The 12,590-nt window shown below is 40.8% G+C and carries 13 protein-coding genes and 1 pseudogene; 1 reads left to right on the top strand and 13 read right to left on the bottom strand.

The features are described from left to right. Window positions 1-204: 204 nt before the first annotated feature. The 4 genes from HMPREF9331_RS00825 to HMPREF9331_RS00810 form a co-directional block, all read right to left on the bottom strand. Window positions 205-477 carry an HU family DNA-binding protein gene (locus HMPREF9331_RS00825; RefSeq protein WP_009642725.1) on the bottom strand — a complete coding sequence of 91 codons (273 nt, stop codon included), beginning with the start codon at window positions 475-477 and terminating at the stop codon, window positions 205-207. Window positions 478-628: 151 nt separating this feature from the next. Beyond that, window positions 629-1,576, bottom strand: a complete 948-nt coding sequence (gene fmt / locus HMPREF9331_RS00820) for a methionyl-tRNA formyltransferase (RefSeq protein ID WP_016419298.1) — start codon at window positions 1,574-1,576, stop codon at window positions 629-631. Between the two features lie 70 nt (window positions 1,577-1,646). Further along, window positions 1,647-3,002 (bottom strand): dGTP triphosphohydrolase, encoded by a 1,356-nt coding sequence (gene dgt / locus HMPREF9331_RS00815; RefSeq protein ID WP_016419297.1) that lies wholly within the window; start codon window positions 3,000-3,002, stop codon window positions 1,647-1,649. Between the two features lie 59 nt (window positions 3,003-3,061). Further along, window positions 3,062-3,349 (bottom strand): YciI family protein, encoded by a 288-nt coding sequence (locus tag HMPREF9331_RS00810; protein WP_016419296.1) that lies wholly within the window; start codon window positions 3,347-3,349, stop codon window positions 3,062-3,064. A gap of 199 nt (window positions 3,350-3,548) precedes the next feature. Between HMPREF9331_RS00810 and HMPREF9331_RS00805 the strand changes: the two genes are divergently transcribed. Continuing rightward, window positions 3,549-4,064, top strand: a complete 516-nt coding sequence (locus HMPREF9331_RS00805; protein ID WP_016419295.1) for a ferritin — start codon at window positions 3,549-3,551, stop codon at window positions 4,062-4,064. A gap of 61 nt (window positions 4,065-4,125) precedes the next feature. Here the strand turns inward: HMPREF9331_RS00805 and HMPREF9331_RS12665 are convergent. From HMPREF9331_RS12665 to mnmE, 9 genes and pseudogenes are all read right to left on the bottom strand, one after another. Beyond that, window positions 4,126-4,305 (bottom strand): annotated as a pseudogene (locus tag HMPREF9331_RS12665) (PIN domain-containing protein); the annotation flags it as partial. Beyond that, a complete protein-coding gene (locus HMPREF9331_RS00800; protein ID WP_009642726.1) occupies window positions 4,293-4,553 on the bottom strand; it encodes a hypothetical protein in 261 nt (86 codons plus the stop codon). The gene HMPREF9331_RS00800 and the pseudogene HMPREF9331_RS12665, both read right to left, overlap by 13 nt. 101 nt (window positions 4,554-4,654) lie before the next feature. Next, a complete protein-coding gene (locus tag HMPREF9331_RS00795; RefSeq protein ID WP_002666358.1) occupies window positions 4,655-4,933 on the bottom strand; it encodes a SemiSWEET family transporter in 279 nt (92 codons plus the stop codon). Between the two features lie 202 nt (window positions 4,934-5,135). Beyond that, window positions 5,136-6,590: a lipopolysaccharide biosynthesis protein gene (locus HMPREF9331_RS00790; protein ID WP_016419294.1), complete on the bottom strand. Its 1,455-nt coding sequence runs from the start codon at window positions 6,588-6,590 to the stop codon at window positions 5,136-5,138. Window positions 6,591-6,605: 15 nt separating this feature from the next. Then, entirely contained in the window at window positions 6,606-7,541 is a 936-nt protein-coding gene (locus HMPREF9331_RS00785; RefSeq protein WP_016419293.1) for a hypothetical protein, read from the bottom strand. A gap of 12 nt (window positions 7,542-7,553) precedes the next feature. Continuing rightward, entirely contained in the window at window positions 7,554-9,296 is a 1,743-nt protein-coding gene (locus HMPREF9331_RS00780) for an RNA-binding domain-containing protein (RefSeq protein WP_016419292.1), read from the bottom strand. Between the two features lie 20 nt (window positions 9,297-9,316). Then, window positions 9,317-10,003, bottom strand: coding sequence for an SMI1/KNR4 family protein (locus tag HMPREF9331_RS00775; RefSeq protein WP_016419291.1), 687 nt, complete (start codon window positions 10,001-10,003; stop codon window positions 9,317-9,319). A gap of 21 nt (window positions 10,004-10,024) precedes the next feature. Then, window positions 10,025-11,086: a Fic family protein gene (locus HMPREF9331_RS00770; protein ID WP_016419290.1), complete on the bottom strand. Its 1,062-nt coding sequence runs from the start codon at window positions 11,084-11,086 to the stop codon at window positions 10,025-10,027. A 73-nt stretch (window positions 11,087-11,159) separates the two neighbouring features. Next, complete coding sequence (gene mnmE, locus HMPREF9331_RS00765; protein WP_016419289.1) at window positions 11,160-12,587, bottom strand: tRNA uridine-5-carboxymethylaminomethyl(34) synthesis GTPase MnmE; 1,428 nt, start codon at window positions 12,585-12,587, stop codon at window positions 11,160-11,162. Window positions 12,588-12,590: the final 3 nt, after the last annotated feature.

The raw sequence follows: 12,590 nt of genomic DNA, 5'->3' as shown, positions 1-12,590 counted from the left end.
GTATAACTCCTTAATTTCCACGGATAAATAAGGCCTTTGGCCTTATAAAAATCTGTGTAAATCGCAACAGCACAATTACACAAACATAGAAAATCTGTGAAATCCGTGAAAATCTGTGGGAGCTTTCGTTATATCGAACTCACGTTAAATAAGAAAAGGCCGTCCCTTTGGGGACTGCCTTTTGTTTTACAAAACTATTTTAAATTAGTTTACAGCATTAGAGAGTTCAGTTCCAGGTTTGAACTTTACTACTTTTTTAGCAGGGATACTGATGGTTTTCCCTGTCTGTGGATTTCTTCCTTCACGGGCAGCCTTTTCAGATACTGACCATGAACCAAATCCTACCAAGGAGATCTTATCTCCCTTTTTCAAGGTCTTTTCTACAGTTGCTAAAAAAGCTTCTAAGGCCTTTTTTGCATCGGCTTTTGAAAGTCCAGCCTCTTGTGCAATTGCGTCGATGAGTTCTGTCTTGTTCATAAAATAAATACTTAAATCGTTAAATACAGTACAAAAGTAAGGTTTTTATTGAGATAACCAACCATTTAAGACGAAAATTCATTGAAAATGAAAAACTTTATCGTTTCCTTAGCCCTTACTTTATTTTTTTATGAGAAAATGACCTAAATAATCAAGCAAAAAAATCGCCCTCTGCAAAGTGAAAACCATTGAGAAACTCACGAGCACTCATGCGTTTTTTGGAAGGAAATTGCAAACTTTCTATCTTGAGAAAGCCGCCTTGTACAGCTACTTTTATCTGCTTATCTTCCAAGAAAACACGCCCTATAGGTAGGTTATGGGTAGCCTCCTGTGGAGTGGCTTCATATATCTTGACCGCATACGTCTCTCCCTCATGATGAAGCTGTGCCCAGGCTGTTGGGTAAGGCGACATACCACGTACAAACCTGTCTATCTGGGCAAGGGATTGCTCCCAAGATATGTGGGAAGTCTCCTTGTGTATCTTAGGGGCTGGTTTTTCTACCACTTGTTTCGGCTGTGACTGTGGAACTGCCTTATCTGAAGCAATCAGAGCGAGGGTCTCCACTACCAGGTCTGCCCCTACTGTCATGAGCTTGTCATGGAGTGTACCCGCCGTCTCTCTGGGAGCAATAGCTACTTCCTTCCTAAGGAGGATTGCCCCTGTATCTATCTGCTCATCTATAAGGAAAGTGGTTACCCCTGTGGTCGCCTCTCCACCAATAATCGCCCAGTTGATAGGGGCTGCCCCTCTATAATCGGGAAGTAAAGAAGCGTGTAGGTTGAAAGTTCCCTTTCGGGGCATCTGCCAAACTACCTTAGGAAGCATACGGAAAGCCACTACCACCTGTACATCGGCTTGGAAGGCCTTCAGCTGAGCTAAAAAGCCCTCATCGCGAAGGGAAATAGGTTGCAATACAGGAATCTGCTGAGAAAGGGCATACCTCTTGACAGACGACTCTTGTAGCCTCTGTCCACGCCCGGCAGGCTTATCGGCTACCGTTACTACGGCTACTACCTGTAAGCCCGCTTCTACCATGCGCTGGAGTACCCCCGTAGCAAAATCAGGCGTCCCCATAAATATAATACGTAAATCTTTCATCTTTAATTAGTTAATAGTGAAGAGTGAAAAGTGAATACCCGTTTTTCACTATTCATTTTTAATTTTTCGCTTAAAGGATTCCATTAAGTTTAGAGTGTAGCTTCGTCGTCTGTGTATCGGTAAGGCTGGCTACATAGCAGGTAATGGCCAATATCTGCTCATAGAGGCTGTCCTGTTCCTGTAAGTAACGTGCAGGAATGGTCTTGAGTATAATATGGTCATAGGAGGAAGTCGTCCCATGCCACTTGTGATAGACAGCTGTAAAATATACCCTAAGCAGATGCTGGAGAATTGCGTACCCGGCCAACTCCTTCTCTACAACCTGTGGTGACTGGTAGATATTGCCTACACTCAGGTCTATAATATCCTTGATTTGGTTCTTATACTTGCTTTGCTCCAAAAGTGAGGAGGTCAACTCCCCCCTGAGCAGCTTTTCTTCGTTTTCCTCAAAGAGGGCAACCGTCTCCCCTATCAGCGTACCTATGGAAAGTGCTCTAAGGTAAGCTACTCTATCTTGCTTATGGGTAAGTTGGTAGTACTTTTGGGTGATATTCTCAGGCTTTATTTTGCTCCCTCGTATCAGTTGTATAAGGTACTCCAAGGCATTGTCTTCGGGAATCCAACCCAAGTTGATACCGTCCTCAAAATCAATGAGCGTATAGCAAATATCATCAGCTGCCTCTACCAAGAAAGCCAAGGGGTGTCGTACATAGCGCGCTTGGTCTCCCTCGCCTATAGGTAAGAGCGAAAGCTCTTGGGCAACCTCATGGAAAAATGCCTTGTCCGACTGGAAGATATTATACTTCTTATCATATACTGCCCCAGTGGGTTTTATCGGTAAGGATTCCTTAGGATATTTGATAAAGGTACCCAAAGTAGCATAAGTAAGGCGCAAGCCTCCCTGTACTCCTGCGCGGCTTTCGGTCAGAATCTTAAAGCCATTGGCATTGCCTTCAAAACTACATAGGTCGGCATATTCCCGCTCGGAGAGCTGTTCTTTGAGTACGCTCCCCTCGTGATAGCGAAAGAAATCACCTATGGCCTTCTCACCACTATGCCCAAAAGGCGGATTGCCTATATCATGCGCCAAAGCAGCCGAGGCGACAATGGTACCAAAGTCATTCATTTGGTAGCCCAGCGCTTGCAAGTGGGGATACTTCTGGAGTACCTTGGCTCCTATGGCTCGCCCTAACGAACGCCCTACCACGGAGACCTCCATACTATGGGTCAAGCGTGTATGTACAAAGCCTGAGCCTGAGAGGGGAATGACTTGTGTCTTGTCCTGCAAGCTACGGAAAGCTCCAGAGAAGACAATACGGTCATAATCCACATCATAGCTCAGCCGTGTTGGGTCTTCCTCCTCACGTGAGCGAGTCTTGGTATCTCCTTGTTTACGCAAGGATAGTAGGTGTTGCCAGTCCATCATTTGAGTTTTGAGTTTTTAATTTTGAGTTTTGAGTTCGAAGGATTATAAGATTTTAGTATTTAAGAGAGTACCTTGCCAAACGCCTCTGAGTATTTGGTAGGGGTAAATTCAATGATTTGATAGGTAGCTATTTGGTGCTCATAGAACGGATCTTGGGCAATGATTCCCTCTACCTCTCCCCTATTGCTTGCCTTACACAAAATCACCCCTCCTGTGCGAGGTACTTGCGCTCCTGATGCTACAAAATACCCTGAAGCATAATGCTTATCTAAGTAAGCACGATGTGCCTCTAAGTGTTTTTCAACCTCATTGAGGTCTTTCTGATAGGTTAAAATAATAAGATACATAGGATAGTTTTTAGTGATTAGTAGTTAGTGTTTAGTGTTTAGTTATCAGCGACTTAGCTACTAATCACTATTCGCTGATCACTATTCACTATAAGTGGCAAAGATAAGAATTTATTTTGAGTTTATCAATTTTTTTATAGTATGATGGTGTATATATCGAAAAAAAATAATACTTTTGCACCAAATTAAAAAGCATTATATGTCTCAAACAAGAAAAGCAACTAGTTTGCACAGTAAAGTAACAGAGTTACTTCAAGCACAGATAGCTATGGAAGCCCATGCAAGTGCCACTTATTTGGCTATGTCTTCTTGGTGTGATGATCATGGTTATAAGAGAAGCGCTGCTTTCTTCCTTAACCATGCTGACGAAGAACGTGGCCATATGCTCAGAATATTTAACTTCTTGAACGAAAACGGTGTAAGAGCGCTCTCTCCTGAAGTGACCAACATCCAACAAGAATACAAGAGCCTTAAGGACGTGTTTGAAAAAACTTTAGAGCACGAAATCGCTGTTACCGACTCTATCAACAACATCGTAAAGGTAGCACGTCATGAAAATGATTTCGCTAGTGAAAGTTTCCTACAATGGTTCGTTAACGAACAATTGGAAGAAGAACGCCTTGTACATGATATACTTGATATGTTCGAGTTCGTTACTAAAGAAGAGCCTTTCGCTATCAAACTCCTTGACGAGCGTGTGCCACTAGAAAGCTAATCAAGCTCTTAACAGAATAAAAGGCTGCCTGAAAAAGACAGCCTTTTTTGTTATTCGATGATCAATTTTTCTTGTAGAGATGTCCTCTTATCTCATCTGTAGAAATAAAAAAATGCCCAAAACCTTTTTCTGTCAGCTCCAAAATAAGTTCTTTGTCTCTTGACCAAATTCTATGCTTGTACTGAAAGTACATAGCAATAAAAGGATAATCATCTTCGTCAATATCCTCTACAATAGTATATTTTTTTCCTTAGCCAGACGGAGGGCTACATTTCTATTGGTTTCTTTAGAAAGTGCCATAATAAATTCATAATCTTCAGGGCTTTCTTCTTCGAAAGTAGGCTCTACAAGGGCTGATTTTTCCCTTGTAACAGTCTTTTTTGTCTTTGTTTTGGTCCCCTTAAAGAAAACAAAGCTAAATGTCTTAAGAAGTTCCATAAGGGCAGAGGCTTGTGGGTGACTCGCATTAATGGTAAAGGTCATAGACATAAGATTCTTATTTTGTAAGGCAAAGATACAAAAATTATTCCAAAGTAGGAATTAGTGATCGTTTTTGCTTTTAAGGACAAAGCAAAAACATACAAGTAGCTTTAAAGCGAAGTAATAAAAGTTAAGAATCCTAAAACTACCCCTACCAAATTGGGGATAATGAGAATATAATCTGGCTTAGGCTCTTTTGTCCAGCCATACACCACCCAGATAAGACAAGACCCCGCTGCAAACAAAGGTTGCCAAGGTTGTGCTTTATGCCCCTCTAAGTTGGCCATAATTTGAGGAATATAGGCTACAAATACCGCCACTCCTATAAAGGCTCCTATGGAACCTATAAACAAATTAATTTTTTGCTTGATATTTCTTTTTTCGTTCATAATAATATTTTTTTCTGCAAAGGTAGTAATAATTTTCGTATTTTGCAAAGAAATCTCAAAAATAATTAGAAAAATTTTCATTTTACACTCTCCATAACGAAGTCTGTAATCTGCAAATATGAGGGTCTTCCACTACATCAATAATAGCTAAAATATCAGCAGGAATACGCATGTGATGAGTGAGTAATATTAAGCTTTTTTGTCAATTTCTAAATTTACTAATCAGCCTCACCAACTCTTCCGAAACCTTATATTTAAGGAGAAAAAACACACTCATCCCCGCTACAAGCAAGGATTTCAAACCAATATTCACCAGCGGGTGAAACGGAAAATCCCAAAAGAAAAAGCATCCTATCGCTAACAAACCAAAGAGAGTAGTCTGTAATGTTTCCTTATAAAAAGGCTGTAAGCCATACTTGCGATATACAAAAACCGACTTGAGCAAGTTATACGAACTAAAAGCAATCAGGGTCGCTACGCCCGCTCCATTAATACCGTAAAGGGGAATCAGCCACCTATTCATCAGAACGGCTCCTATGACCAAGAAAACGCCCAAAAATAGCACTGTGCGATAGTAAGGAGAATTGAGCAATACGGCATTACTAAACCCTACTAAGGCATCGGAGAGCTTTACTACGGATATGATAATAAGCACCCAAAGCCCTGTGCTGTAATCCTTATCAGGCAAGAGGGCATAACACTGCTGGGCATTGACCACAATAAGCACACAAATGACCATACTCACAAAGTAAGTATTTACCGTACTGCGCTTGTACAAATCTGCAAGCTCTTGGGGCTTCTGTTGGTTCATAAACTGTGCCGTGAGCGGACTTACAATCTGATACATACTGCGGTAAGGAATAGCAATCACTGTGGCGGTAAAGATAGCTACATTGTACACCGCAATCTCACTAATCGGCAAATATTGGTTGAGCATAAACTTATCTATGTCCATCAATACAGAAGCTACTGAGCCTGATAAAATCACAAAAAGACTATACAAAAAGACTTCTTTTTTGCCCTGTGGTAGCCCCCAAGCAAAGGTAGGTCGGCGTACATAAAAAGCGGAAATAAACATCAAGAACATACGCAGGGCATACACCCAAAACACGCCCCACATTAGCTGATGAAAATCAATAACACCAAAGTAAACAGCTACTAATAGAAGCATCACCCCTACCCTATGGAATACCTCCTTGAGGAAATTACCAAAGACCGTTTTGAGTTGTACCCGCATCCACGCGTAAGCTATCTCAAAATAGGCCATAGCCACTGCTGTAAGAAAGATAAGCCACACATACGGACGTACTTCTGCATTCTTTGCCGATAACCATTGTGTGATTTGCTCATATGCCATACTTCCAAAAAGCGTAGCAGGGAGAATCACTAGTAGTGGCAAAAGGCAAAGCATCAGGTTGAGTTTGCCTTGTTCCTGCCTATCGGTGTAAGCGGAGTAATAGCGTACCCAAGTGTTAGACACCCCAAAGGCTATCAGTGGAGAGAGAATCGTAGCAGTGGAAGTAACATAGCTTACCAAGCCATATTGTGCTTTGGAAAGGAAATAGGTAAATAAGAAAAGAGTGTTCAGTGCCCCTATGGCAAACCCCAAATAGGTAGCCACTACATTCTTAAACGATTGTCGGAGTACGATGCCCATAATCTTTTCTTGATTTTACTTTGATTTTAAATAAGCTACTAATTTCTTTTCTACAAATTCGGTCATAGTATCGGCTTGCTTGATGACCTTGGGTTTGGCGTATTCGTGGGCAAAGCAAAATATCTGCTGAGTGTCGGGAGCATAGAGCAGTTTGTCGCCATCGCCGTATTTCCAAAACTCTCCAAGCACTAAATAATCTTTGCCATTGAACACATCGGTATATAAGTCGGTAAAGCGGATTTCTACCCCTTCCAATCTGAGTTCCCCTATATGTTCGAAGAACAAAGTAAGTTCCTCAGAGAAAGTAACGCCCAAGTCTTGGCTCTTTTGGGTAATCTCGGCTAAGGGAATGCCTGCGGTAACCACATTATATTCATCAAAATCTTTCAGTACCTGCTTGGTAAGCTTGGGATATACCACCGAAAGTCGCTCCCAATCTTGAGGGGTAGCTGTTTGTGAGCTTGTCTGCTCTGCGCCTTTCCTTTTCTTCTTGAGTTCTTTGAGATAAGCAGAAACTGCGGCGACAAGCTCCGTATCAGTAGCCTCTGTGAACCATTTTTTTAGCGAGGTCGCATACTTGCCTTTTAGCCCTGCTTTCTTCAGATAATCAGATAATGCTTTGGGATTGGTCTTTTGCAAGTAAAACTCTATCATATTGCGAATGAGAAAGTCCTTGCTAAAGTGCATCGTTTTCTCACTCTTGATATAATCCATCTTGAGAATGGTAAAGTTCAAGAAATGATTGTCCGCCAATGCCACTGGGGCGATTTCCTCCAGGGTAACACCTGCATCTTTTAGTGCTTTATGTGTGTAATTTAGCACGGTAAAGCTCGGCATTTCTTCCTCGAATACCATATCTATAATAGCGCAAAGCTTATCTAATATCTGTTGATACTTTTCAGAAGCAATGAGTCGCTCCATTTGTTCTTTGTCTTTTTGCTCTATGGACATAATTGTAATGTTTTAATTATTGATTATAATCCACTTACCTGACTTTGTAGAACCTTCATGCTTGATAATCCCCAATTTAGTCATATTCTTAATATGGTATTTAATGCCATCAAGAGTAATACCTATAGTTTGAGCTAACTCCTTTTGAGTAACTTCTGGCTTTGCTTGAATAGCTACTAAAATTCTTTCTTGGGTAGTTTCTTGGGTAGTCCCTCCCGATTTATTGGGTAGTCCCTCTGATTTATTAGGTAGTTCCTCAAATTTATTGGGTGTTTCCCCTGATTTATTGGTAGATTCTTCCTTTTTATTGGGTGTTTTATTGGTAGATTTATTGGGTATTTTCTCTATTTTATTGGGTAGTTCCCCTGATTTATTGGGTAGTTCTTCCGATTTAATGGATGTTTTATTGGGTAGTTCCTCAGATTTATTAGGTGTTTCTTCCGATTTATTGGGCGTTTTATTGGGTAGTCCCTCCAATTTATTAGGTAGTTTATTGGGTGTTTTATCGGTAGATTCTCCTAATTTATTGTCAGATTCTTCTTCTCCAAAACCTTCTTCAAAGTAGGTTGTAGAAATTGGTTCTACAACTCTAAAAGCGGTAATAAGTGAAAAATCAAAAGAAGCCTTTCCATTGCCATTCTCTTCCAATTCTTTCTGTACCCTATATACGCCGCGACTAAAGCGGTTCACATAACCCAATACCTTCATAGCCTCTGCTATAAAAGGATTGCGATAATCACTTACATTGGGGAAATTATTAGCACTCACCTTACCATAAAGCCCTCCTGCATTCTGTATCTCGATACGGTCATCATACTCATAGAAAGCCACTGGTGCATTACTCTCATAATCACGATGCATTATAGCATTCATCAAGAGCTCACGAGTTGCCCAATAAGGATATTTGGATACTGTCTTTTCCCTCAATACACTGATAGGAATAGGACGCTTTTGTGCTATACTTGTCTCTACAAACACGTCTATCCTTGGGAGTACCTTACAGAGATTTCCTGAGAACTTATGTTCGTTAATGATATCCCCTGCCCTATCCAGTCCCTTAAAGCGGACATACTGAATATAAGCCCCATGCAAAAAACGTTCTGGATTATTACCAAATAAGACAATAGCGGCATTAGTAGGACACTGATAGCGTAGGTCATAGAGCCCCAAAGAGGCCATTTGCTCCTCTATAGTACGTTTGTCCTCTTGTAGAATATCCTCAGCAACTGCTTTAGAGAGGTATTCCTTTTTGAATAATGTAATATCTAAATCCTCAAGAGTGGTTCCCAAGCAAGGCATGGCATCAAAAGTGCGAATATTAGAAAGCCGACGCTCTGTCAAAAGCTTTTCTTCTGCCTCTGTGGCAATACTCTTTCTTGGACCTACCCTTACCCAAATACGCCCACGATAACGCACAGGAGGCACCTGAGAAGGCGTTACCTCTACTACCAAAACATCTCCCTGAGCAAAAGAAAACTTTTCTACCGTCATCACTGGTTGAGGCAGTATATTACCATCAGTACGGATATTAGAGATTTGCAGCAGTAATTTGTCATCTACTTGTAGGCCTGCTAATTCCCCATTGTCCCTGACCCCTATGATCAGATATCCTTTCTTTTTACTATCTGCTACATCGTTAGAAAAAGCACATATCGCCTGAGAGAACTTATCCATATTGTCCGTAGCGACTGTTTTTTCTATGTGATAGCTTTCGGTATCTGAAAGTATTTTCTGTAAATGTTCCTTGGTTATCATTGCTTGTTTTTGCTTTTGTTTTACCCCAACTCCTTAGGATCTATCCCTAATACCTTATACCACGCTTGAGCGTTATCTGAGGTTGGGTCTATGCCTTTGCCTTCGGTATAAAAAGGTTCCCACTGCCAATCCTCTCCTCCTATGCAGCCAATAGCAGCGTAGTTCATCAGAAATTCTTTAAAGCTACTGGCTATATAGAGTCCGTGGTTCTCACTGCCATCGTGACTGAGATACACAATCTTACCATAATTCTCTGGTTCTAACTCAATTGCGATATAGTCACCATTGCCTACTTGGTGAAAAGCCATTTTATTATGCCAAACGCGATCATATTCGTTATTATAATCGGGATATACCTCTCTTACCCAGCCTTGGCGATTATCCTCATAGTCCAAAAGTAAATCCAATCCAAAAAGCAACTGTCCACGAAAGATTTCAACTAATTTATCAGGTAGAGAAATGTCCCCCTCGTCTGTAATATCATTAATATCCCAATAAAAATCCAAATGGGCGGTGTTTTCCAAGAGTACTTCACGGAAATACGAAGGCAATATATAGCCTAATTGCTCCTCTACTGCTTTGATTTCCTCTTCGGTAGCTGGTTTTCCTATTGTTAAAGGGTCTATATTACCACCAAGGGTTTCTATCTTTTCTAAAAATAGGTTTAAACGCTTTCTAAAAAGATCGAAATTGAAAATTGATGTCATGATAATATTTATTTTATGGAATTAATTGTTTGTTTTTACTTCCCAAAAGCCATTTCGCTTGCCATTTTTGCGTTCAATAAGTCCCTTTTCTACCAGATTTGCTGTAATAGTCTTTACGGTACGTTCTGATTTTCCTATATGCTCAGCAATAATCTTTTGAGTAGCGGTAGGATTTTGTTGTAAGTATTGTAATACTGCCATTTCCTCCAAAGTGCAATTCAAAGTGCAAATTTTGCACTTTGGAATTTGTTCTTTTGCACTTTGAAATTCGTCCCCTACTAATAAATACCTGTTTTTAAGCTCGTTATCTTCGCCTAAAAGTAGGTTTCTAAAGAAACGTTCTATATATTCGGTAGTTGCTGTTATCCCTTTAGCAAGGTTGTTGTAATTGGCACGGACTAAGGCGTTACGAAAATACCAAGAATGGTAGGCAAAAGCGTCATTGCTCATCGCAAAGCCAAAGGTACGCAGATATTGAATTGTGAAAACCGCTGTGGTACGCGTATTGCCCTCGCCAAAAGGATGTATTTGCCAGAGTCCTGACACAAATTTGGCTATATGCTTAATCGCTTCCTCCACAGGCAAGCCTTGATAAGAAAAATGTTTTTCCTGCTCGAAGTCATAGTCTAAAGTCTCGCGCAAATGGTGTGCACTAGCGTAGAGAACCGTTTCTCCACCGAGTACCCACTCTTTTTTTGTGATATTGTAGTCGCGCAATTGGCCTGCAAACTTGTAAATACCGGTGAACAACTTACGATGAATGCCTATATATGCCACTGGGGAAAAGCTAAAAGCCGACTCGGTAAGCAATTCGGTGATGCGTGCCGAAACTTTGTCGGCTTCCTCCGTACGTTCTTCCCCCTGCTCGTGGCGTACTGTCTTGGACTGGTAATAACTATCAATGAGGTGCTTAGCTTCCTGTATAGTAATATCCCCCTCGATGTGCTGCTTTGCCGTTTGCACAAGATAATCCGAGGGTTTCAATCCATCTACCGCCTGCAAGCCAATAGCTGTCTGCCACGCCTCACCTTTTTCACGTCGATGGGGTTCTGTTTCCTTTATATATTGATCTAAGTCGTTCATTGTTTTTTAAACATTGATTTAAGCGTTTTTTAGAAACTCAAATAAATAATCACTATTTGCCTTTATTGCATTTTTACTTTCCTATGCAGAATCGTGAAAATATATTTCCCAAGACTTCGTCATTGCTCACCGCTCCTGTGATACTGCCTAAGTGATAGAGCATCTCTCGTATATCTATAGCCAACAAATCTCCTGAGAGCTGTGTAGCAAGTCCTTCCTCTACCCTATCAAGAGCTATAAGGGTTTGCTGAAGTGCTTCCAGATGACGAATATTGGTAATAATGGTAGCACTTTCTGTTGTGGTGAGTTCTTTGGCATAGGAAGAAAGAATCTCTTTGAGTGCTTCTATATTGTTTTTTTCTTTAGCCGATATTCTTAATTGACTATAATCATATTTTTGTTCTTTATGGTTTAGTTTTTCTTCTATTTCTTTATCAAAATCAGACAGACCTATATATTCATTATCTGTTTTGTTATGTAAAAGTAATATTTTTAATCCTTTTCGGTAATTCTCTTGTACAAATTGAACTACTTCATCGGTAGTATTCTCTTTTTCGTTGTACAAATAGAGTACGATTTGTGCCTTTTTTATCTTTTCCTTGGCCTTTTCTACCCCAATCGCTTCTATTTTATCTTGTGTATCACGGATTCCTGCGGTATCTATAAAGCGGAAAGTTACTCCTGCTATATGGAGTGTTTCTTCTATGGTGTCGCGTGTTGTCCCTGCTATGTCCGACACTATGGCGCGCTCTTCATTGAGCAGCGTATTAAGCAGAGTTGATTTGCCTGCATTGGGTTTGCCTACAATAGCAACAGGTATCCCATTCTTGATCGCATTGCCTGCGGAGAAAGATTGCACAAGTCTTTGCAGAGTTGTTTTTATCCTTTGCAAAAGTTGTTCCAATTGACGTCTATCGGCAAAGGCAACATCTTCCTCTGAAAAATCTAATTCCAATTCTATCAGCGAGGCAAAGTTAAGCAATTCTTGTCTAAGTCCTTCTATCTCGGAGGTAAAACCTCCGCGCATTTGTTGCAAGGCTATTTGGTGAGCGGCCTGACTATCCGAGGCAATCAGGTCAGCCACCGCTTCGGCTTGGTTAAGAGCTAATTTTCCATTGAGAAAAGCGCGCTTGGTAAATTCTCCTGCTTCTGCCAGTCTTGCTCCGTGAGACAAACATAGTTTGATCACTTCCTGAATGATATAAGGACTACCATGACAGGAGAACTCTACCACTGGTTCACCTGTATAGGATTTCTTTCCCTTGAAAATCGTTGCCAAACACTCATCTATCACTTGGTCTTCACTTTTGATCGTTCCCAAATGGACGGTATGAGAAGGCGCCTCGGATAAGGACTTTCCACTTAGTGTTTTGAATATTTTGTCAGAGAGTGTAATCGCTTCTTTTCCTGACAGGCGAATGACGGCAATAGCTCCCACACCTGTGGCAGTAGCTAAAGCAACAATAGTATCATCAGTATAAGGTGTTTTTTCGTGATTCATAGG

This window comes from Capnocytophaga granulosa ATCC 51502 (genome assembly GCF_000411115.1).
GTDB lineage: Bacteria > Bacteroidota > Bacteroidia > Flavobacteriales > Flavobacteriaceae > Capnocytophaga > Capnocytophaga granulosa.
This window is presented reverse-complemented; position numbering and strand designations above follow the sequence as displayed.

What these genes read in the sequence shown, in the direction of transcription:
- HMPREF9331_RS00780 (WP_016419292.1), bottom strand. Translation starts at nt 9,296, where the DNA reads ATGATAACCAAGGAACATTTACAGAAAATACTTTCAGATACCGAAAGC.
- HMPREF9331_RS00785 (WP_016419293.1), bottom strand. Translation starts at nt 7,541, where the DNA reads ATGTCCATAGAGCAAAAAGACAAAGAACAAATGGAGCGACTCATTGCT.
- HMPREF9331_RS00825 (WP_009642725.1), bottom strand. Translation starts at nt 477, where the DNA reads ATGAACAAGACAGAACTCATCGACGCAATTGCACAAGAGGCTGGACTT.
- HMPREF9331_RS00800 (WP_009642726.1), bottom strand. Translation starts at nt 4,553, where the DNA reads ATGTCTATGACCTTTACCATTAATGCGAGTCACCCACAAGCCTCTGCC.
- HMPREF9331_RS00790 (WP_016419294.1), bottom strand. Translation starts at nt 6,590, where the DNA reads ATGGGCATCGTACTCCGACAATCGTTTAAGAATGTAGTGGCTACCTAT.
- fmt (WP_016419298.1), bottom strand. Translation starts at nt 1,576, where the DNA reads ATGAAAGATTTACGTATTATATTTATGGGGACGCCTGATTTTGCTACG.
- HMPREF9331_RS00810 (WP_016419296.1), bottom strand. Translation starts at nt 3,349, where the DNA reads ATGTATCTTATTATTTTAACCTATCAGAAAGACCTCAATGAGGTTGAA.
- mnmE (WP_016419289.1), bottom strand. Translation starts at nt 12,587, where the DNA reads ATGAATCACGAAAAAACACCTTATACTGATGATACTATTGTTGCTTTA.
- HMPREF9331_RS00805 (WP_016419295.1), top strand. Translation starts at nt 3,549, where the DNA reads ATGTCTCAAACAAGAAAAGCAACTAGTTTGCACAGTAAAGTAACAGAG.
- HMPREF9331_RS00775 (WP_016419291.1), bottom strand. Translation starts at nt 10,003, where the DNA reads ATGACATCAATTTTCAATTTCGATCTTTTTAGAAAGCGTTTAAACCTA.
- HMPREF9331_RS00770 (WP_016419290.1), bottom strand. Translation starts at nt 11,086, where the DNA reads ATGAACGACTTAGATCAATATATAAAGGAAACAGAACCCCATCGACGT.
- dgt (WP_016419297.1), bottom strand. Translation starts at nt 3,002, where the DNA reads ATGATGGACTGGCAACACCTACTATCCTTGCGTAAACAAGGAGATACC.
- HMPREF9331_RS00795 (WP_002666358.1), bottom strand. Translation starts at nt 4,933, where the DNA reads ATGAACGAAAAAAGAAATATCAAGCAAAAAATTAATTTGTTTATAGGT.